Genomic DNA, 19,205 nt, shown 5'->3' on the forward strand with positions numbered 1-19,205 from the left:
GCGTACCATCCACGGTCCTGTTCATGAGGAGACCCGCCGTCGTCCTTGCAGTCGTCCCGGCTCTGGTGCTCGCTCTCGTGGGAACGGGCACCGCCGCGACCCAACCCGACCCCGGTGTGGAGCACGTCCACGCTCCCGCCGGCGCGATCTTCTACACGAACACGGCAGGCGGTGACTTCCCGTACGCCGGCTTCGCGGCGCTGTTCGACGCCAGCCGCACGAACGCCGACGGCACGCGGAGCAACCGGCTGCTGATGTCGTACAAGACCGCCACCGACGCGGTCGGCACCGGCGGTACGCGGGTGAAGCAGTCCGCGAACGAGGGCACGACGTGGACGGACTTCACGTCGCCGGACGGCACGACCGGCATGGTGAACGTGATCCGTCTCGCCGACGCCGCTGGGACGGTCGTCGCGATCGACTACGAGCCCACCGCGGTCACGGCGCCGCCGGGTGCGGCGAACCAGTTCCGGCGCTGGATCCTCACGCCGACCGGCTGGGCGAACGGCGGCCTCGCGACGTTCTCGTTCTCCGAGCCGCTCTCGTGGGCTCGGGTGGAGCAGGCGCCGATCCTGCTCGGCGACGGCAAGACGATCCTGGTGACCTTGTACGGCGCGTACGCGTCGGGCACGACGTTTGTGGTCGTCGCGCGCTCGACGGACGGCGGCGCGAACTGGACCGAGGCGTCCCGCGTGGTCACCGGCGGCGGCTTCAACGAGGCATCGATCGTGGAGACGTCGCACGGGCAGCTCGTCGTGGGTTTGCGCAAGCAGGCTTCGGGCTCGATCGACTTGTACGTCTCCCGTTCGACGAACGCGACCGGGAACGGGCCGTGGTCGACGCCCTCGATCGTCTCGTCCGCGTCTGGCGCGGCGCCGCTGCTGGTGAAGGCGGCGAACGGCGCGATCGTGATGGGGTCGGGGCGGAACGACAACGTGCTGCGGTTCTCGATGGACGGGACCGGCGCGACGTGGCTGCACAAGCAGATCCCGTACGTGAACTATCCGACCCAGTCGCGGACTCGTGGGTCGTCCGGGTACTTGGGGATCGCTGCTCTGGCCTCGAACCGGTTCCTCGTTGTCGGCGACAACTGCGCGCCGGGTTGGGGCTGTCCCGCGGGCGACACCGGGCATCAGGTGGGCAAGCAGCACGCGCTGTGGAAGTCGATGGTCGAGGCCGACACTCCCCAATGGGGCAAGGTGGATCTGCAGACGAAGTTCCAGCGTGGTGAGGTCGCGGTGCTGACTCCGTTGACGTCGTACGGGCAGGGGCGGGCGTCTCTTGCGGCGTACGGGTTTGACGGTGACGCACGGGCGGACTCGTCGGTGGTGTCTTCGTCGCGGTCCGTCGTGGTGCGGCTCGATCGGCCGTACGAGCTGACGGGGCTGGGCGTTTCCGCGTACCTGCTGGGTGCGACGGACGTACGGATCGAGACGTCGCTGGACGGGTCTTCGTGGACGACGCCCGCTCGGGCGACGCGGGTGGGGATCCTGCGGCCGTTCGCGACGCCGGTCGTCGCGCGGTACCTGCGGCTGACGGACCCGAACGTGTCGTCGGTGACGGACGCCGGGTTCCTGCACGAGCTCGAGGTGTACACGACGACGGACGGGTTCGAGAACGACTACCCGGGCTCGGCGCCGGTGGGGAATGGAGTGCAGTCCGCGCAGGGCGTGACGGTGGTGAACGCTTCGGACGTTGCTGTGGCGGAGCGGCTGTCGTCGCGGTTCCTGCGGGTGCGGGACACGAGCAGTACGGCGATCTCGCGGGCGACCTGGCGGCACGCGACCTCGGGCGCGGTGACGTACGAGTTCAAGTCGCGTGCTGTCGGGACGGCGAACCAGGGGTTGCTGTTCTCCTTGTTCGGGACCACGGCCGCGGGCGCGGCGGCGACGCCGTACCACCTGCTGCTGAACGCTTCCGGCCAGCTGTTCCGCTACGACTGGGCGGCCGCGTCCTGGGGCTCGCCGTTGAACGCGACTCCGCTGGTGGCGAACAACTGGAACTCCTTGAAGTTGGTGGCGACGACGACCTCGGCGACGCTGTCGGCGAACGGGTCGGTCGTGGCGACGTTCGGACCGTCCCAACCCGCCGCCAGCTTCAACGGCAACCAGCTCGCTTCCTCCGGCACCGTCCCCGTGGGCGACGACTGGCTCATCGACGACCTCGCCTACACCACCCCGTAACCGAGCTCCTCGTTTGGATGAAGGGCACCTTCATCCAATAGGTTTGGATGAAGGTGCCCTTCATCCAAACGGCCCTCCGCCATCGTCGCGGTCGGAAACGTTCAAGCGGGATGTCGGCGCGATCAGGTAGGAAGGACTCTCACAGCAACGCCTCGGGAGTCCCTTCATGTCCGACCAGACCACTGTCACCCCGCCGCCGAACGGTGCGCCGCGCTGGTTGCGCGGGCCGCTGAGGCCGTTCCAGCACGGCCAGTACAGGCTGCTCGCGGGGTCGCTGACCGCGAACGTGTTCAGCGACGGCCTCTGGCTGATGGCCATGGTTTGGCAGGTCATCGCGCTCGGCGGCAAGGCGGGCGAGCTGTCGCTGGTCGCCACCGGGACGTCCGTCGGCCTGGTCGCGACCGCCCTGATCGGCGGCGTCGTGGCCGACCGGATCTCCCAGCGCCGCATCCTGATGATCGTCGAGCTCGGCCTGACCGCGTTCGGCGCAGCCCTCGCGGCTCTCGCGCTCACCGGCCAGCTGCAGCTCTGGCACCTCGTCGTGGTCGCCACGATCCGCGGTATCGGTGGCGGCTTCTACTACCCCGCGTACTCCGCGATGCTTCCGTCGATCATCCCGTCGGAGCACCTGCTCGCCGCGAACGGTGTCGAGGGCACGCTCCGGCCGGTGATCATGCAGGCCGCCGGCCCGGCGATCGCGAGCCTCATCGTCGCCGCGTACTCGCCCGGCGCGGCGCTCGCGGTCGGTGCCGTCACGCAGGCGATCGCGATGCTGTTCCTGTTCTTCATGAAGCCCGTCGCGCTCCGACGCGACACCTCCGAGACGAAGGACCAGCATCCGATCCGTTCGATGCTGGTCGACCTCAAGGAGGGCTTCGTCTACATGGTCCGCACGCCGTGGCTCCTCGCGACGCTGCTGTTCGCGTCGCTGATGATCCTGGTGATGATGGGCCCGATGGAGGTCCTGATCCCGTTCGCGATCAAGGACCGCGCGGGTGGTGGGCCGCAGGAGCACGCGATCGTGATGGCCGCGTTCGGGCTGTCTGGCGCGGCGGCGTCGCTGTTCATGGCGTCGCGCAAGCTGCCGCGGCGGTACCTCACCTGGATGAACGTGCTGTGGGGCGTGGCCTGCCTGCCGTTCGTGCTGATCGGGTTCGCGACGAACGTGTGGGTGATCGCGGGCGCGGCGTTCGTGATCGGCGCGTTGTTCAGCGGGCCGATGGTGATCTGGGGAACGTTGCTCCAACGCCGCGTCCCGCCGGCGCTGCTCGGCCGCGTCTCGAGCCTGGACTTCTTCGTCTCGCTGGTGTTCATGCCGATCTCGATGGCGCTGGCCGGCCCGGTCAGCGCGGGGATCGGGCTGGCGCCGACGTTCATCATCGCCGGCGTGCTGCCGCTGGTCTTCGCCGTCGTGGCCGTCCTGTGGGCCCGGATGCCGGCTGACGAGCTGGCGCATCCGCTGGACACGCCTGCAGAGGAGCCGGCTGCCAAATAAGGATCACTGGCGGAAGCCGCGCCAGACGGAGAGCGCGGTGAACATCCGGTACCGGCCTGGCGACGCCGACGGACGACTCGAGGGTTGTCGAGCAGTAAGGATCACCGGTGGCAGCCACGCCAGCGACTCGAGGGTCTCTCTCAAAGGTCTGAAATAAGGATCACCGGCGGAAAGCCACGCCAGACGGAGAGCGCGGTGAACATCCGGTACCGGCCTGGCGACGCTGACGGACGACTCGAGGGTTGTCGAGCAGTAAGGGTCACTGGTGGCAGCCACGCCAGCGACTCGAGGGTCTCTCTCAAAGGTCTGAAATAAGGATCACCGGCGGAAAGCCACGCCAGACGGAGAGCGCGGTGAACATCCGGTACCGGCCTGGCGACGCTGACGGACGACTCGAGGGTTGTCGAGCAGTAAGGGTCACTGGTGGCAGCCACGCCAGCGACTCGAGGGTCTCTCTCAAAGGTCTGAAATAAGGATCACCGGCGGAAAGCCACGCCAGACGGAGAGCGCGGTGAACATCCGGTACCGGCCTGGCGACGCTGACGGACGACTCGAGGGTTGTCGAGCAGTAAGGATCACCGGTGGAACCCACGCCAACGACTCGAGGGACTCTCTCAAAGGTCTGAAATAAGGATCACCGGCGGAAAGCCACGCCAGACGGAGAGCGCGGTGAACATCCGGTACCGGCCTGGCGACGCTGACGGACGACCCGGGGGTTTCTCGCAGTAAGGGTCACTGGTGGCAGCCACGCCAACGACTCGAGGGACTCTCTCAAAGGTCTGAAAACCTGGGATCCCTGTCCATTTCGGCTACGGTCTGCCGTATGGACAAGCGCCGCGTCGTGGTGGTCGCGTACGCGAACACCGAGCTGCTCGACGTCGCCTGTGTGACCTCCGCGTTCGCGATGGCGAACCTGATCAGCGAGCGCGAGCTGTACGAGCTGCGGGTGGTCAGCCCGGGCGCGGAGACGATCAGTTGCGACTCCGGGCTCCAGCTCCTCGCGCACCAGTCGTTGGAGAGCGTTCGCGGGCCGCTGGACACGCTGCTGATCACGGGCGGCACGGGCTACGAGGCGGCGGCCGCCGACACCCGGTTGGTCGGGCACGTCCGGCGGCTGGCGCGGGAGTCGCGGCGCGTGGCCTCGGTGTGCGTCGGCGTCTCCGTTCTCGCCGCCGCGGGGTTGCTGGACGGGAAGCGGGCGGCGACGCACTGGCGGTACGCGGACCAGCTCGCCCAGACGTACGAGAAGGTCACGATCGATCCCAAGCCGATCTTCATCCGGGAGGGCAACGTCGCGACGTCGGCCGGGGTGACGAGCGCGCTCGATCTGACGCTCGCGTTCATCGAGGAGGACCTGGGCGCGGAGCTGGCGCGCTGGGTCGCCCGGGCGCTCGTCACGTACCTGCAGCGGCCGGGCAACCAGGCGCAGATGAGCATGTTCACCGCGGCGCCGCCGCCGGAGCACGATGTCGTACGCAAGGTCGTCTCGTACATCGCCGGCAACCTGTCGTCGGATCTGTCCGCGTCGACGCTCGCGGCGCAGGCGGGGGTGAGCGAACGGCATCTGGTGCGGCTGTTCGTCGCGCACCTCGGGCTGACGCTGGGCAAGTACGTGCGGCAGGCGCGGATCGAGGCCGCCGCCCAGCTGCTCGCGTCGTCCGACCTGCCGGTGGCGCGGGTGGCGACGCGGTGCGGGTTCGGGTCGGCGGAGACGATGCGGCAGGCGTTCGTCGACCGCTTCGGCATCCCGCCGTCGCGGTTCCGGGCCACGCAGGTGGGAGTGGCTGGTTGATTTCGCCTGTGCGGGTTGGGTTTCGCCGCTAACCTGTTGGGTGGGCGGGGAAAACCGGAGTTCATACCGTGGCACATGCACGTGCTCAGAAGAAACTGCATCCCAGCATCGCGTTGCTGATCCTCGCCGTCATCGTGGCGGGCATCGGGTTCGGCATCAACGCCCAGGGCGTCTCCTGCGGTGGCGATCAGATGAAGCCCGGCGACGTCTGCGTGAGCGACCAGGGCGACGAGCGGACGTACGCGGAGATCAAGGACGCGGCCGAATCAGCCCCACTGATCTTCGGCTCCACCGGCGGCGTCCTCGCCTTGGTCGCGGTGATCGTCGCAATCCGTCGTAGAGCCAAGGCCGCGAACGTCCCACAACCCGCACCGGAGAGCAACTCAGCTGCGTAGCTCGACCAGACCGTCAGGCCGAACCAGCTGCTCTAGCTGAGTTTGTCCAACTCCCGTTGGGAATTCTCCAACCGGCGCTGGGCGCGGGTGTCTGTCAGCTTGGCTTGGTCGCGCTTGCGGGTCAGGGTGCGGAGCTCGCGCTCGGCCTCCGGGAGCTGGTCCTCCAGGAGGCGCAGCTCGTAGCGGCTCTCCTCGATCCGGCCCCGGAGCTCGTCGCGGGTTCGCGACGCGTCCGTGACGTCAACCTCGGCTTGCGTCAGCTTCGACGACGACTCCGCCGCGTCGCGGGACGCGATGCCCAACGTGGCTTCGGCATCGCGCCTCGCCTCGCGGCGTGGGTCGACGGCGGGTGCCTTGCGCGCGGCCGGCACCTTCGGCGGCGGCGACGGCGGACTGCTGTTCACCAACCCCGCCGCTACGGGGCCGAAGCCGGAGTACGTGGCCGCCTGCGTCAACCGCCCCGAACGAATCAGCGAAGCCAACGCCTCGTCGGCCATCGCGGTCTCCAGCGTGATCTCCGCGTCCCGCGCGACGTCCGACGAAACCCGTAATCCCGCCGCCAATGCCAGCCGGCGTGCGTGTCGGCCGAGGCCGGTGATCAAGCGTTGCCGCTGCGTCGACAGGGCCCTCAGCTGGTCGCCCGCCAACGTCTTCTGCGCCGTGCGGAACGACTCCCCAAGCGTCAGCAGCTGCTCGACCACGTCGCCCTGGTCGCGCCACAGCAAGTTCACCAACCAGGCGGCCTGCGTCGGCCTCCGCAACTCCCCGAGCGACCGCGCCAGCTCCACGTCCGAAGCGGCCTTGGCCACCGACACCTGCCGGTCCCGCGCCGCCGTGAACTCACCCGGCGCCAACCCATACAGGTCGAACGCGATCGACTCGAACGCGGAGGCACGGGGAGCCGCCTGGCGACGCGACGGCGACCCAGACCGGCCCATCTCTCCATGATTGTCGACGGGCCGTCCCCGCGCAGCACCTGTGCGTTACCAATTCCGGACCGTGTCCGGAAGCTGTTAGATTAGGCAAGCCTTACTCGAAGGGAGGACGAAGAAAGATGCGCCGATCGGTTGTGCTTGTGGCTTTTGCGACCGCGTTCGTACTCGCCGCGGCCGGATGTTCGAGCGGGGGCGGGGCCGAGGCAGAGCCCGGCGCCACCACGACAGGTTCCGAGACGCGCACGGTCAAGGGCACGAACGGCGACGTCGAGGTGCCCACCGACCCGAAGAAGATCGTCGCGCTCTGGCGGCCGACGATGTCGGCGCTCGTCCAGCTCGGGCACCGCCCGGTCGGCGCGATCGGCGACCCCGGTACGGCCGACCACGGCTGGGCGCCGTACCTCCCCGACGGCGACGACCCCAGCACGATCCAGCTGATCTCGGCGTCCTCCTCGCCCGAGGACGTCAACCTCGAGCAGCTGCAGAAGCTCGACCCCGACCTCATCATCGGCACGGCGACCAGCAACGAGGAGCAGCAGGCACTCCTGCCCAAGCTCAGCCAGATCGCCCCGACCGTCCTCGTCGAGTGGACCGGCACCGGCTCCTGGCGCAACCACCTGACCGACGTGGCCGAAGTCGTCGGCGCGGAGGACACGGCGCAGGAGATCGTCGCGGACTACGACAAGCGCGTGAACGACGTCAAGACGGCCGTCGGCGATCCCGGCGCGATCGAGGTCTCAGTGATCCGCGTCCAGCGCGACGACGAGCTCCGGTTCGAGACCGTCGCCTCGTTCCCCGGCCAGATCCTCGGCGATGTCGGCTTCAAGCGCCCGGCGAACCAGCAGCAGCCCGCCGGCGACAAGGACTTCCTCTCGGTCAGCCCCGAGCGCCTTCTCGACGCCGACGCGCCGGTCGTGTTCGTGCTGCCGAACGCCGACAACGGCCAGACCGCGCAGAAGAACGCCGCGCTCAACAACCCGCTGTGGAAGAACCTGCAAGCAGTGAAGGCGAACAAGGCGTTCACGGTCGACTACGCGTACTGGGGCGCGAGCAACTACTACGGCGCGTACCGCATCCTCGACGACGTGAAGAAGTCACTCGCCGCCAGCTGAGTAGACCCGGCTCCGCATCAGCCGCGGTCGGGAGCTGGCGTTGCGCGGCCTGGCGTGCATGATCCAGAGGTCGGTGAGATAGACGTCGCCGGGTTCGCCGGTCAGCTCGACCACGCGAGCGGGGAGGCCGTCGAGGTCGGTCTCGGTCATCAGCCGTTCGTTGCGGTCCGGTGCGCCGTCGTCGCGGGTCAGCATGCGCAGCCAGGGATGGGAACGGAGGAAGCCGTCGCGGATGGTCTTGAGCTCTCGCTCGGCGAGGGATTTCCCTTCCAGATAACGGGAAAGCAGCCGGTGCGAACCAGCCAGCTGAACGGTCCCGCCGCCGCCCGGCTCGACCTTGTCGAAGAACGCCCAGTGCTTGACGCCACGTGGGTGCCCTTCGAACGCTACGTCCGTGTGCCATTGCTGATGCGGAACCCGCCACTCGGCGGAATCCGGCATCGTGACCAGCACCTGCCCCTGATGTTTGGGCCGTTCCCAGCCAGGGCCGAGCACGTCGTCCAGTGCCTCCTCCAGCGCCGGTCCAAGAATCGCGTCGAACGCGCTGTGCTTCTTGGTCCGCTTCAAGCCCGAAAGATACTGATCACCGTTCCAGGTCGACGGATCGTCGGCGCGCATGCCGTACAGATCACCAAGCTCCGACCACACCACCTCGCGCATCCGGGCAGCGTCGTCCGCACTGAAAACGCCCTGCAGTTTGACGATTCCAGTGCGATCGAACTCCGACCGTTGCGCATCAGTGAGCATCGTCCAAGCATCGCCCGCCGGTCGCGCGATGGCTAACGATTTTCGACGAACTCCGCGACGGTAAGGACGAAACCCGGCAGGTCCGCGGCGAACGTGGGTCGCGGCGGCTCCGTACAACCCGGCAGCTCCACAGCCACAGGCACGAGGTCGAGCAGCGCGTCCGCCGTCCGCCAGGCGTGCACCGGATTCTCCGGTACGGCACGCAACACACCCACCGGCAGCCGCAACGAAGCCAGCTCGGCATCGCGGACGCCGCGCAGCGTCTCCCCGTCCAACAAACCAGACGGAACAGACGGCGCGGGCAAGGGCGTAGCCGGCCACGCCAGCAACAGCCGAGACACCAGCAGGGGGTACGTCAATGCCAGCTTGACGCCGAGCGTGCACCCGTTCGACCCAGCGACGACGGCGACAGGGCCACGGGAGAGCCAGGAGGACGCATGCGCCACCTCGGCCTCCCAGGAAGAAGCCCGAGCCAGCCGATCCGGAGCGTCGACGACGAAGCCGCGCGCAGCCAGCCCAGCCACCACACCCGGCGAGTGCCAGAACCGCGGGGCGTCCATGTCGTCCCACAGGCCGCCGTGGATGAGGAGGACGTTCACACCATGTACTGGTCGTGCCGCTGGTACAGGTCGGTCCATTCCTCAGGGGTCAGCTTCCGGCCGCTCGCGCCGATCGACGCGAGCTCCTCGAAGTACCCCTCCCGAGGCGCGCCCGGCGCGAAGAGGATGAGCATGGTCGCCGGCGAGCCGGACTCGTTCCGGAACGCGTGGATCCCGCCCGGCGGCACGTACAGATAGTCACCCGGTGACGTGTCGACCCATTGCGAGCCGTCGTAGAGCCGGATCGACCCCGACAGGATGTAGAAGGACTCCGACATCGTCCGGTGGAAGTGCGCCGACGGGCCAGATGGTGCCGCCGGCATCTCGTAGCGATACATGCCGAAGTCGCCGTCGGTGCTGGCGCCGGTCGCCAGGTAATGGATATGGGTGCCCGTCGCGTACACGAGCTCCGGCGCGGAATCGACGGGCCGGTACGTCGCGCTCACCACGCCCTCGTCGGCGAAGTAGCGGGGTTCGGGGTACGACATGGCCCGAAGGCTACGCCGTCTCCGTGTAGTCGCGCAGCCGCTGCGGTTTGACTCGGATCACCACGCGCACCCAGTCCGGCGGCTCGGGGTCGGCCGGCTTCCCGTCGTACTTGACCGACAACGCGTCGTGCAGCTCCCAGCCGCCGGCGTCCTCGATCGTCGCGGTGCCGCGGATCTCCACGTACTCGTAGGCATCGTTGGCGTTCATGAGGATCACGCTGACCGACGGTTGGTGCCGGATGTTGCGGTTCTTGAGGCGGCTCGCCCGGGCGGAGAAGATCAGGTCCTCCCCGTCCCGGCCGATCCACATCATCGACGTCTGCGGGCTGTTGTCGGTGTTCGTCGTCGCGAGAACGGCGAAGTTCGGACCATCCAGCAGCCGGCGCGTGAGCTCACTCAGAGGCACAGTCACCCGGGAAGACTAGTGAACTACCACTTACTCGTAGCGACATAGGGGTCGGCAACGTCGTCGCCGTCCGGCCCGTTGGTCCCCACCGCCCAGATCCGGCCGCGCACGAGGACGGAGTCGTAGAGGGCACCGGCACCCTCCGGACTGTCGGCGCGAACGAACGCATCGCCCTTCCGTACAAGGAGGTACGGCTCGCGCCCGCTCTCCGGGTTCTCGCCGAGCGCGATCGGCTTGCCGTCCACGAACTGGAGGCTGTGCAGTTGCCCGGTCTCGGCAGGCGTCGCGAGCTCGGTCCACGTCGTCCCGTCGTAGTGGACGATCAACGGGCGGCGCCAGAGCGTGTCGTCGGGCCGGTGGCCGACCGCCCAGACGTCCTTCGGCCCGCGCACCACGAGGTCCTGGAGGTTCAGCTCTCGCGGGCCGGTGTCGCCCGGCAGCTTGGCCGGCGTCCACGTCTGCCCGTCGAAGTGCGCGATCCCGCCGATGCCGACCGCCCAGACGTCGCGCGGGGACAGCGGAATCGTGTTCCACAGGTAAGAAGGCACGCCCTCGGTGGGGATGCGGTGCCAGGTGCCGTTCGCATAGCGGTAGAGGAGTTGCTCGAACGCCGATCCGTCCAGAGCGAAGGAGTTGCCGGTGATCCAGAGGTCGCCGTTCGGCGCCGTACTGACCGAGGTGAACGACCCGCCCCAGCCCGGCTGCAACGCGGGGGACTTGACGACGGCCCACTTCCGGCCGTTCCAGTGCTGTACGTACGGCAACCCGTCGACGTCGTCCGGCGCGGTCCCGACCGCCCAGACGTCGGACGGGCGACGGACCGCCACGTCGTCGAGCCGCCCGGACGTCACGGGCTGCTTCGTCTCCACCCACCGTCCTCGTTCGCGGTGGAGCGCGAGCGGGCTGAACGCGAGCGCCTCACCGTCGCGCGTGATGTCGATGCCCACCGTCCACAACGAGTGCGGCGTCGTCCCCTCGATCCGGTAGAGAACGCCGTCCGTCACCCCCGTGGGCTCCGGACTCCACTGCAGTGGTGAGACGGCGAGGCTCAGGGTGAGCAACAACGTTCCGGCGGACATCGCACTCCTGTCGAGGTCGGAGAGAGTTCCTCCCCTTCTAGACGTCGCGAGCCCGCGCGGATGTTACAGCCGGTAGACCGCTTCCTGGAGGCCGCGGATATAGCCGATCGCGAAGAGGCGGCCGTACATGGAGTAGCCCGGGCGGTCGTTGCTGTCGCCCTCGACCGTGGGGACGTGGTCAGGCCGCAGGACGCCTTCGAAGCCGACCTCCCGGTACGTACGCAGGCACTCGAGCAGGTCGGTCGGCCCGTCGTCGTGCCAGGTCTCGACGAAGTCCTCCACCGTTCCGCGGACGTCCCGTAGGTGAACGAAGAAGACCTTGTCCCGGAACTTTCGGATCGCCGCCGGAATGTCGTCGGTCATGAGCCGGAAGTTGCCCTGACACAACGTGATGCCGTTCATCGGACTCGGAACGAGGTCGAGAAGTCTCTGATAATTATCGAGACTTCGCATGATCCTTCCGACGCCACGGATCGGCGAGAGCGGCGGATCGTCCGGATGCATCGCGAGCCGCACACCGGAACTTTCGGCCACGGGCAGCACACGTTCCAGGAAGTACTCGAGGTTCACCCACAGCTCGTCCTCGCCGATCGGCCCGAGCTCGGTCGGCGGCGCGTCCCGCAGCAGCGACGCGTCGAAGCCGCTCACCACCGAGCCGCCGCGGGACGGTACGTCGGTGCTCGTCCGCAGCCAGTTGAAGTCCGTCATCCACTCGTAGCACCACACCGGAATCCCGAGCCGACCCATGTTCTCGAGCAACGTGCACACGGTGTCGATCTCCGCGTCGCGCCCGGGCAAGCCGCGCTTGACAAGGTTCAGCGGCGGCCGCGCCTCGATGACGGCGAGGGTGAAGCCCGCGTTCTCGTACTTCTGCTTCATCCGCAACAACGGCAGGTAGTCCCACGGTGCCTCGCCGGCTGTCAGGCTCTCCGGCGAGGGCAGGCCGCCGACCGCGAAGTCGACGCCGGCCTGCCGCATCAGCCGCCACAGCCGGCTCGCGGACTCGACCGGCGGCAACATCTCGGCGATCTTGATCATTGCGGTCTCCTTGACATGGAACGGTGTTCCGTCCAGCGTGACGCGCATGCGGACGATCGTGCAGCTTCTCGCCGTCAGTCTTGCCGCCACGTTCGCTCTTGCCGGCGGAGTGCCGGTTGCGGCCCAGCCCTTACCGGAACCGGTCGTGGGGAAGCCGGGCGAGCTCGTCGCGAACGGCGGCTTCGACGTTGGCGACCGGACCGCCAAGCCGCTCGCGTGGGGCGTCGAGGGCAACGAGGCCGGCGCCAACATCGTCAACCTCGGCGCCTGGCGCACCGCCGGGCTCGGTTCGCTCGAGGTCAAGGACGTCGCGGGCTCCTCGGTCGCCGTACGGACCGAACGCATGGTCGCGACCACCGGTGCGTCGTACGAGGCGAGCGCGAAGGTGCGCCTCCGGACGGGCGCGCCGGCCAGCTTCGAGCTGGAGTTCTGGGACTTCGACCAGAACCTGTTGACCACGAAGTCCGTCACGCCCGGCCCGGGCACGGAGTTCCAGACGGTCACGCTCACCGGGACGGCGCCGGCGAAGACCGCGCACGTGACGCTGCGGATCTTCGCGGACGTCGCGGCGGTCGGCGACTCGTACTGGGACCAGGTCACGTTGCGGCAGGTCCCGCTGCCGTACGACAAGGCGCTGGGCCGCGACCGCGAGCTCTTCCTCGACGACTACCGGATCGAGTCGACGCACGATCTGGAACGCGTCGTTCATCCGGGTCAGAAGCGGCAGCTCCCGGTCGTGCGCGCGGACAAGCCGTGGGAGATCAGCGCGTACACGTACGGCTCGACGTTCAAGATCGGCGGGACGTACAAGCTCTGGTACACCTGCTTTTCCGACGTCGCGCCGAACTACCACATGTGTTACGCCGAGAGCGCGAACGGCGTCGACTGGGTGAAGCCGCACGTCGGACGCGTTGCGTACAAGGACATTCCGGCCTCGCAGACCAACATCGTGCTGCAGGGATCGGGCACGATCGCGTACAACCCGAAGGCGCCGGCCGATCGCACGTTCCTGCTGATGAAGTTCCAGGGCGGGCCGAACGGCTACTACGGCTGGAAGTCGCCGAACGGGCTCGACTGGACGCCGCTGTCGCCCGACCCGCTGCTGCTCGACGGCGACGTGTCGCAGGTCGCGTACGACGAGACGCGCGACCTCTACATCGCGTCGGTCAAGAAGCGGATGTTCACCTCGCGCACGCCGGGGATCTACGAGCGGTCGGCGTTCGTCTCGACCAGCAAGGACTTCCTGACCTGGACCGAGCCGCAGCTCGCGACCAGCGGCGACTACGCCGACGACGGTCTGGCCGAGTCGATCGGCGGGCTCGAGGGGCAGATCTACGGGATGCCGATCCTGCCGTACGAGGGTCTGTACATCGGCCTGCCGTGGGTGTTCCTCACGCTCAACTACACCGCCGGTCAGTACGCGTCTGCGGCGGACGGGCCGGTGCTGCCGCAGGTGGCGGTGTCGCGCGACCTGCTGCGCTGGGTCCGGCCCGTGCGCGGTTCGCTGCTCGAGCCGAGCCTCGGCGGCGCATGGGACGATGGCGCGCTCTACACGGCGTCGAACATTCTCGTGACGGACAAGGAGATTCGGCTCTACTACGCCGGCTTCAACAACGGGCACGGAGGCGCGGACCCGACCGACCCGAACCGCGACAACCACCGCGGGCAGACCGGACTCGCGACCTGGCGGCGGGACGGCTTCGTGTCGCTGACGAACCGCTCGCTCCCGGGAACGGGCGACGCGGGCGAGCTGGTGACCAAGCCGCTGGTGTTCACCGGTCGAGACCTGCACGTGAACCACGTGGTGTTCCCGAAGGGCGAGATCCGTGTCTCGGTGCTGGACGCGGCGGGCAACGAGCTCCCCGGCTACGGCGTACGGCAGGCCCTCCCGCTTCGCGGCGACCGCCTCGACTCCACCGTCCGCTGGTCCGGCGGCCGCACGTTGGCGCAGCTCGCCGGCAAGGAGGTGCGGTTGAAGTTCAGCGTGGTGAACGCGGACCTCTACTCGTACTGGATCCGCTAGCCGTCGGTGTCGTAGAAGGGCTAACCAAGTCGACCCTGGGGACGTTGGTCAGACAACGGGGTAGGTGTCGGCACCCCCGGCCGTCGCCATTGCCTCGTTGGGCGATCATGTGTCGTCCACAGAAAGCCGCCCTACCCCCGAGGGCGGCTTTCTGCATCCCAAGCCGGTGCCGGGCGTTCACCGCGCTCTCCCTCTGGCGCGGCATCCGCGCGAGTCCTTATTTGGGAAGGGCGGCTTTCTGCGTCTCTTACCGCTTTCGGGATCCGTTCGGTGCCGTCGCGGGCACGGGGTCCGCGGCGAAGGGGACGAACGGCATCGTCAGCGGCAACGCGGCGAGCCGCATCAACAGCAGCACGTTGTCGTCGCCGGCGGTCTTGTTCAGCCGGAGCCGGCCGCAGTTCGTACATCGGTGGACCAGGACCCAGCGACCCTCACCGCGAACGGTGACGGCGATGGGCTCCATGCCGCCCGAACAGTCGGCCTTCCGGTCGCCCGGAACGTTGCGGTCGAGATGGCGCGACCACAGACAACTCGGGCAGTGATTGCGATGCGTGGTGCCAGGGGCGTCGAGGGAGACCTCTACGCCGCAGTGTCCGCACTGGAACGTACGAGCGAATGCCAAGCCAATGAACCTCTCAGAGCGAAGTGACGGGGCGTGATGTCCATCGTGACCGCCCCCTCTCGCTCTGGCCGGCTGCTCCGGCGTCCGCGCCAACCCCATCAGCAGCGGCGGTCGCGCGTCAACCGAATAATGGGAACGTGTTGACCGGTGCCATCGCGCTGCCCGACGGGACGCTGGTCCGCGGTCGGGGCCGGCGCAAGCCGCTGCCGCCGGGGCCGCTGCCGGAGTTCGGGCTGTATCTCGGCAAGCCTCGAGGGTTCGAGCCCGCGTGGCCGGCGGAGTGGATCGACTGGCCGGACTTCCGTTCCCCACGCGACCGGGCGGCGGCCTCCGCGTCGATCCGTTCGGCGTACGCGCTGGCGCGTGCCGGCGCACGCGTCGAGGTGGCGTGCGGCGGCGGGAACGGCCGGACCGGAACGGTGCTCGCCTGCATGGCCGTGCTCGCCGGGCAACCCGCGGCCGACGCGGTCGGGTGGGTGCGACAGAACTACCGGCGGCACGCGGTGGAGACGCCGGGGCAGCGGCGATTCGTTCTGTGGTTCGCGGCGTCAGAGGCGGATCGGTAGCTCGGCGAGGGTGCCGTCCGGAGCGCGCCGCGGCCTGCCGCCGAACGTGAGGTGCGGGAAGCGGCGCAGCAACGTGGTCAGCGCGACCTCGGTCTCGAGCCGCGCGAGCTCCGCGACGTTGTCGCGCCGTGGGAGCTGCTCGACCACGGTGGGCATCAGGCTCAGGTCGTCGAGCAGGGCGGTCAGCTGGTCCTCGTTCGCGAGCAACGTCTCGATGCCGTAAGCGATCAGCCCCGACGTCCCCGCCTCGCGCCACCCGCCCTCGGCGAAGTGCTCGACCAGGTCGACGACCTCCTTGTCCGGCAGCCGGTCGAGCAGCCGATGAGCCGCCGCCTCGACCCGCGGCCGGACCGTGCCTGGCGCCACCCACGTCCGCCGCGTCCGGAGCGGGTTGAGCAGCAGGGTCAGGCCGACCATGGATGGCCTCCTCATTCAGATGTTGTGAACATCTGAATGGGAGGATAGCTCAGCCCGCGACCGTACGCATGGCCTCGGCTGTCGCCGTCTCGCCTCGGGCGGCGAGGTTGGCGATCGTGCCCTCGACGTCGGCCTCCGAACGGTTCTGCGAGAGCTTCGCCTTGGCCTCGATCCGGCTGATCACCAGCTCGACGCCGACGATCGCGCGCAGCTGGCCGCGGACGAAGGCCTCCGGCGCGTCGTCGACCGTCCACGACGAGGCGGCCGCGGCCTCGTGCTTCGTGGTCAGCCGGCGGACGAGCTCGTCCAGCCAGACCACGTCGTCATGCACCACGAGCTCGCCGTACACGTGCGCCGTCACGTAGTTCCACGTCGGCACGACGCGGCCGTGCTCGGCCTTCGAGGCGTACCCCGCGGGCGTCACGTACGCGTCCGGTCCCGCCACGATCGCCAGCGCCGCACCGTTCACCGGCGTCTTCCACTGCACGTTGTTCCGCGCGAGATGCCCGAGCAGCGCGCCGTGCGCACCGACCGACGGGTCGTAGATGAACGGCAGCAACGTGGCCAGCAGGCCGTCGGGCGTCGCCGTGATCAGGTTGCCCGCACCATGGTGGGCGAGCAGATCCTGCACGACGGCGTCGTCCGCGGCGAAGTGCGACGGGATGTACATGTCTCCCATCTTGTCCTGCCCAGGCAAGAGGGCCGAACGCTCGATCTCCGGCAGTGGGGATGCTCGACCGAGCGCTCGGCCCTCACTTCACAGTCGCACCCGGGAGTAGTCGTTTGCTGGGAAGGTGCTTGGAAACAAGGCGGATTCTCAGGGCGAAAGCCGCGTGTGGGACCTGATGGGGAGTGACGCGCCTGAGCTGCGAGACTGAGGCGCATGGAGCTGCTGCACAAAGGCAAGGTCCGCGACATCTACTCCGACCGTCCCGGCGAGATCCTGCTCGTCGCGTCGGACCGGGTCTCGACGTTCGACATCGTGCATCCGACGCCGATCCCCGACAAGGGCAAGGTGCTGACCGCGCTGTCGCTCTGGTGGTTCGACCAGGTCGCCGACCTGATCCCCAACCACGTGCTGAGCGCGGACGACGTCCCCGCCGAGCTCAAGGGTCAGGCCATCCGTTGCCGGCAGGTCGAGATCGTGCCCGTCGAGTGCATCGCGCGCGGCTACCTCGCGGGCACCGGCCTCCTCTCGTACGGCGAGAGCGGCACCATCTCCGGCGTCGAACTGCCGCCCGGGCTCCGGGAGGGCGACCAGCTCGCCGAGCCGATCTTCACGCCGTCCACGAAGGTGCCGGTCGGTCAGGGGCATGACGAGGCGATGACGTACGACGAGGTCGTCGCCCTCGTCGGCGCCGAAACCGCTGCCCAGCTTCGCGCGCTGACCCTCGGCCTGTACGCGCGGGGCGTCGAGCGTGCGCGGGAACGCGGCGTGATCGTCGCCGACACCAAGTTCGAGTTCGGGCGCGACACCGACGGGCGGCTCGTCCTCGCCGACGAGGTCTTCACGCCGGACTCGTCGCGGTTCTGGGCGGTCGAGGACTGGGAGCCGGGGCGGCCGCAGCACTCGATGGACAAGCAGTACCTGCGCGACTGGGCCTCGTCGACCGGGTGGAACAAGCAGGAGCCCGCGCCCGAGATCCCCGCCGACGTCGTCGCCGAGGTGCGGCGCCGCTATATCGCGATGTACGAGCAGCTCACCGGCGCGCGGTGGGAGGAAGGTGTCGGTGGGGGCCGCTAGCGTCTCCCCCATGCCGCCCGCACCCACGCCTCGTACGCTCAGCAAGGCCGACGCCCGTCGGATCTGGCTGCATGCCCAACGGCTGGACACCCGGGAGCCGTTCGGCGCCGGTGCCGCTGCGACGCGGGCTGCGGTGGAGCACCTCGGCTACGTGCAGATCGACACGATCAACGTGATCGAACGCTGCCACCACCACATCCTCTACAGCCGGATCCCGTCGTACTCGCGCGCCGACCTGCGCCAGGCGCAGACCGTCGACAAGTCGATCTTCGAGTTCTGGACGCATGCGCTGGCGTACGTCCCGGTCCGCGACTTCCACTTCTATGTGGCGGCGATGATGGCCGAACGTCGTGCGGAGATCGCGCCCTGGCACGGGGCGGTGACGCTCGCCGACGTGCGCCGGGTCGTGCGGCTCATCCGGGCCGAGGGCGCGCAGACGATCCGCGACTTCAAGGACGAGGTGCTGGTCGAGAAGGACCATCCCTGGGCGAGCCGCAAGCCGTCGAAGGGAGCGTTGCAGGTCGCGTTCGGCCGCGGCGAGCTCACGGTCAGCGAACGGTCCGGGATGGTGAAGACGTACGAGCTGACCGAGCGCCACTTCGGCTGGGACAAGCTGCCGAGGGCCGCCACCGCGCGGCAGCTGCACACGTACATGCTCGATCGCGCGCTGCTCGCGCAGGGGGTGGTGAGTATCGACTCCACGTGCCACCTCAAGCGCCCGCCGGTGAAGGCCGCCGTCCTCGCCCTGATCGAGGCGCGGGTGAAGCGAGGCGAGCTCGTGCCGGTGGACCTCGAGGGCGCGGGGAAGACGAAGCACTGGGCCGCGCCTGCGACGCTCGACGCCGTCCCGCCGGCTGCGGATGAGCAGCTGGTGCACATCCTGTCGCCGTTCGACCCGTTGATCATCCTGCGCAAGCGCCTCTCGTTGTTCTTCGACTACGACCACCTGTTCGAGGCGTACGTGCCGAAGGCGAAGCGTGTCTTCGGCTACTTCTCGCTGCCCGTCCTGGTCGGCGACGAGGTCGTCGCGGTAATCGACCTCAAGACCGACCGGGACAAGGGCGCGCTGCTCGTGCAGCAGTGGACGTGGGTGGGACGGGGCTCGAAGCGGTCCCACCAGGCTCTGATCGATGCCGAGCTGAGTCGCTTCGAGCGCTTCCAGCTGGCGACCTCGCCGGGGGCCTAGCCCGGGACCTTGTCGAGGAAGCCGACGACGCTCTCGATCCGGCCCTCCTCGTTCGCGGTCAGGACGTCGAAGCCGATCGCGAGCGGCTCCTGTCCGGCGGGGCCGAGGCCCCACTGGAAGCGCGCGACGTCGTGGTGCGCGTCGATGTCTCCGTGCAGGCTGAACGTGAGGCCGGCGAACTGTCCTTGCACGGCGGCGATCGTGGCGTCGAGCTGGTCGTGGCCCTGGACGTCGACGAGCGGGTCGACGTACCGGCCCTTGTCCGCCCAGAGCCGCACGATCGCGTCGCGGCGGGCGTCGTCGGTGAGGTTCCAGGTCTGGAGGTAGTCGGTGACGAGCTGGTGGAGGTTTGTCATGCCGCCATGCTCGGCTCGCTCG

20 protein-coding genes are annotated in these 19,205 nt (G+C 68.7%); 9 read left to right on the forward strand and 11 right to left on the reverse strand.

The annotated features are described in order from the left end of the window. The first annotated feature begins 23 nt into the window (after positions 1–23). The 4 genes from JOD67_RS08000 to JOD67_RS08015 all read left to right on the forward strand — a co-directional run bounded on the left by JOD67_RS08000 (position 24) and on the right by JOD67_RS08015 (position 5,865). The gene (locus JOD67_RS08000; protein WP_205116685.1) at positions 24–2,183 is read left to right on the forward strand and encodes a glycoside hydrolase; all 2,160 of its coding nucleotides are present in this window, start codon (positions 24–26) and stop codon (positions 2,181–2,183) included. 166 nt (positions 2,184–2,349) lie between these two features. Continuing rightward, positions 2,350–3,678, forward strand: a complete 1,329-nt coding sequence (locus JOD67_RS08005; protein WP_205116687.1) for an MFS transporter — start codon at positions 2,350–2,352, stop codon at positions 3,676–3,678. Between the two features lie 823 nt (positions 3,679–4,501). Continuing rightward, on the forward strand, positions 4,502–5,470 hold the full coding sequence (locus tag JOD67_RS08010) for a GlxA family transcriptional regulator (protein WP_205116689.1): 969 nt from the start codon (positions 4,502–4,504) through the stop codon (positions 5,468–5,470). Positions 5,471–5,538: 68 nt separating this feature from the next. Then, entirely contained in the window at positions 5,539–5,865 is a 327-nt protein-coding gene (locus tag JOD67_RS08015) for a hypothetical protein (RefSeq protein ID WP_205116691.1), read from the forward strand. A 32-nt stretch (positions 5,866–5,897) separates the two neighbouring features. On the opposite strand, the gene JOD67_RS08020 is transcribed toward JOD67_RS08015, so the two are convergent. Continuing rightward, positions 5,898–6,803 carry a hypothetical protein gene (locus JOD67_RS08020; protein WP_205116693.1) on the reverse strand — a complete coding sequence of 302 codons (906 nt, stop codon included), beginning with the start codon at positions 6,801–6,803 and terminating at the stop codon, positions 5,898–5,900. A gap of 137 nt (positions 6,804–6,940) precedes the next feature. On the opposite strand from JOD67_RS08020, the gene JOD67_RS08025 reads away from it, so the two are divergent. Continuing rightward, on the forward strand, positions 6,941–7,912 hold the full coding sequence (locus JOD67_RS08025; protein WP_205116694.1) for an iron-siderophore ABC transporter substrate-binding protein: 972 nt from the start codon (positions 6,941–6,943) through the stop codon (positions 7,910–7,912). On the opposite strand, the gene JOD67_RS08030 is transcribed toward JOD67_RS08025, so the two are convergent. The 6 genes from JOD67_RS08030 to JOD67_RS08055 all read right to left on the reverse strand — a co-directional run bounded on the left by JOD67_RS08030 (position 7,895) and on the right by JOD67_RS08055 (position 12,317). Further along, positions 7,895–8,659, reverse strand: coding sequence for a phytanoyl-CoA dioxygenase family protein (locus JOD67_RS08030; RefSeq protein ID WP_205116695.1), 765 nt, complete (start codon positions 8,657–8,659; stop codon positions 7,895–7,897). The genes JOD67_RS08025 and JOD67_RS08030 overlap by 18 nt on opposite strands. Positions 8,660–8,691: 32 nt before the next feature. Beyond that, entirely contained in the window at positions 8,692–9,258 is a 567-nt protein-coding gene (locus tag JOD67_RS08035) for an alpha/beta fold hydrolase (protein ID WP_205116696.1), read from the reverse strand. Then, positions 9,255–9,746: a cupin domain-containing protein gene (locus JOD67_RS08040; protein WP_205116697.1), complete on the reverse strand. Its 492-nt coding sequence runs from the start codon at positions 9,744–9,746 to the stop codon at positions 9,255–9,257. Before JOD67_RS08040 ends, JOD67_RS08035 begins: the two co-directional genes overlap by 4 nt. Positions 9,747–9,756: 10 nt before the next feature. Continuing rightward, positions 9,757–10,158, reverse strand: a complete 402-nt coding sequence (locus tag JOD67_RS08045) for a PPOX class F420-dependent oxidoreductase (RefSeq protein WP_205116698.1) — start codon at positions 10,156–10,158, stop codon at positions 9,757–9,759. A gap of 17 nt (positions 10,159–10,175) precedes the next feature. Next, positions 10,176–11,231, reverse strand: a complete 1,056-nt coding sequence (locus JOD67_RS08050; protein WP_205116699.1) for a beta propeller repeat protein — start codon at positions 11,229–11,231, stop codon at positions 10,176–10,178. Positions 11,232–11,294: 63 nt separating this feature from the next. Continuing rightward, a complete protein-coding gene (locus JOD67_RS08055; RefSeq protein ID WP_239553763.1) occupies positions 11,295–12,317 on the reverse strand; it encodes a mannonate dehydratase in 1,023 nt (340 codons plus the stop codon). Between JOD67_RS08055 and JOD67_RS08060 the strand changes: the two genes are divergently transcribed. Continuing rightward, the gene (locus tag JOD67_RS08060) at positions 12,316–14,292 is read left to right on the forward strand and encodes a glycoside hydrolase family protein (protein WP_205116701.1); all 1,977 of its coding nucleotides are present in this window, start codon (positions 12,316–12,318) and stop codon (positions 14,290–14,292) included. The genes JOD67_RS08055 and JOD67_RS08060 overlap by 2 nt on opposite strands. Before the next feature lie 247 nt (positions 14,293–14,539). Here the strand turns inward: JOD67_RS08060 and JOD67_RS08065 are convergent, their stop codons facing one another. Further along, entirely contained in the window at positions 14,540–15,013 is a 474-nt protein-coding gene (locus JOD67_RS08065; protein WP_239553764.1) for an RNHCP domain-containing protein, read from the reverse strand. A 38-nt stretch (positions 15,014–15,051) separates the two neighbouring features. On the opposite strand from JOD67_RS08065, the gene JOD67_RS08070 reads away from it, so the two are divergent. After that, complete coding sequence (locus JOD67_RS08070) at positions 15,052–15,480, forward strand: protein-tyrosine phosphatase family protein (RefSeq protein WP_307782317.1); 429 nt, start codon at positions 15,052–15,054, stop codon at positions 15,478–15,480. On the opposite strand, the gene JOD67_RS08075 is transcribed toward JOD67_RS08070, so the two are convergent. Beyond that, positions 15,463–15,897: a cytochrome P450 family protein gene (locus tag JOD67_RS08075; protein ID WP_205116706.1), complete on the reverse strand. Its 435-nt coding sequence runs from the start codon at positions 15,895–15,897 to the stop codon at positions 15,463–15,465. The genes JOD67_RS08070 and JOD67_RS08075 overlap by 18 nt on opposite strands. A gap of 49 nt (positions 15,898–15,946) precedes the next feature. Then, positions 15,947–16,567 (reverse strand): FMN-binding negative transcriptional regulator, encoded by a 621-nt coding sequence (locus tag JOD67_RS08080; RefSeq protein ID WP_205116708.1) that lies wholly within the window; start codon positions 16,565–16,567, stop codon positions 15,947–15,949. Between the two features lie 213 nt (positions 16,568–16,780). Here JOD67_RS08080 and JOD67_RS08085 point away from each other — a divergent pair, with 213 nt between their 5' ends. Next, positions 16,781–17,641 carry a phosphoribosylaminoimidazolesuccinocarboxamide synthase gene (locus JOD67_RS08085; RefSeq protein ID WP_205116710.1) on the forward strand — a complete coding sequence of 287 codons (861 nt, stop codon included), beginning with the start codon at positions 16,781–16,783 and terminating at the stop codon, positions 17,639–17,641. A 10-nt stretch (positions 17,642–17,651) separates the two neighbouring features. Beyond that, the gene (locus JOD67_RS08090) at positions 17,652–18,827 is read left to right on the forward strand and encodes a winged helix-turn-helix domain-containing protein (protein WP_205116711.1); all 1,176 of its coding nucleotides are present in this window, start codon (positions 17,652–17,654) and stop codon (positions 18,825–18,827) included. Here JOD67_RS08090 and JOD67_RS08095 read toward each other — a convergent pair. Continuing rightward, positions 18,824–19,183, reverse strand: a complete 360-nt coding sequence (locus JOD67_RS08095) for a nuclear transport factor 2 family protein (protein ID WP_205116713.1) — start codon at positions 19,181–19,183, stop codon at positions 18,824–18,826. The genes JOD67_RS08090 and JOD67_RS08095 overlap by 4 nt on opposite strands. Positions 19,184–19,205 lie beyond the last annotated feature (22 nt).

Source organism: Tenggerimyces flavus (assembly GCF_016907715.1).
GTDB lineage: Bacteria > Actinomycetota > Actinomycetes > Propionibacteriales > Actinopolymorphaceae > Tenggerimyces > Tenggerimyces flavus.

Coding starts and splice junctions, on each gene's coding strand:
- JOD67_RS08000 (WP_205116685.1), top strand. CDS start 24: ATGAGGAGACCCGCCGTCGTCCTTGCAGTCGTCCCGGCTCTGGTGCTC.
- JOD67_RS08055 (WP_239553763.1), bottom strand. CDS start 12,317: ATGCGCGTCACGCTGGACGGAACACCGTTCCATGTCAAGGAGACCGCA.
- JOD67_RS08095 (WP_205116713.1), bottom strand. CDS start 19,183: ATGACAAACCTCCACCAGCTCGTCACCGACTACCTCCAGACCTGGAAC.
- JOD67_RS08005 (WP_205116687.1), top strand. CDS start 2,350: ATGTCCGACCAGACCACTGTCACCCCGCCGCCGAACGGTGCGCCGCGC.
- JOD67_RS08080 (WP_205116708.1), bottom strand. CDS start 16,567: ATGTACATCCCGTCGCACTTCGCCGCGGACGACGCCGTCGTGCAGGAT.
- JOD67_RS08060 (WP_205116701.1), top strand. CDS start 12,316: ATGCGGACGATCGTGCAGCTTCTCGCCGTCAGTCTTGCCGCCACGTTC.
- JOD67_RS08050 (WP_205116699.1), bottom strand. CDS start 11,231: ATGTCCGCCGGAACGTTGTTGCTCACCCTGAGCCTCGCCGTCTCACCA.
- JOD67_RS08030 (WP_205116695.1), bottom strand. CDS start 8,659: ATGCTCACTGATGCGCAACGGTCGGAGTTCGATCGCACTGGAATCGTC.
- JOD67_RS08020 (WP_205116693.1), bottom strand. CDS start 6,803: ATGGGCCGGTCTGGGTCGCCGTCGCGTCGCCAGGCGGCTCCCCGTGCC.
- JOD67_RS08085 (WP_205116710.1), top strand. CDS start 16,781: ATGGAGCTGCTGCACAAAGGCAAGGTCCGCGACATCTACTCCGACCGT.
- JOD67_RS08010 (WP_205116689.1), top strand. CDS start 4,502: ATGGACAAGCGCCGCGTCGTGGTGGTCGCGTACGCGAACACCGAGCTG.
- JOD67_RS08075 (WP_205116706.1), bottom strand. CDS start 15,897: ATGGTCGGCCTGACCCTGCTGCTCAACCCGCTCCGGACGCGGCGGACG.
- JOD67_RS08065 (WP_239553764.1), bottom strand. CDS start 15,013: ATGGGGTTGGCGCGGACGCCGGAGCAGCCGGCCAGAGCGAGAGGGGGC.
- JOD67_RS08090 (WP_205116711.1), top strand. CDS start 17,652: ATGCCGCCCGCACCCACGCCTCGTACGCTCAGCAAGGCCGACGCCCGT.
- JOD67_RS08040 (WP_205116697.1), bottom strand. CDS start 9,746: ATGTCGTACCCCGAACCCCGCTACTTCGCCGACGAGGGCGTGGTGAGC.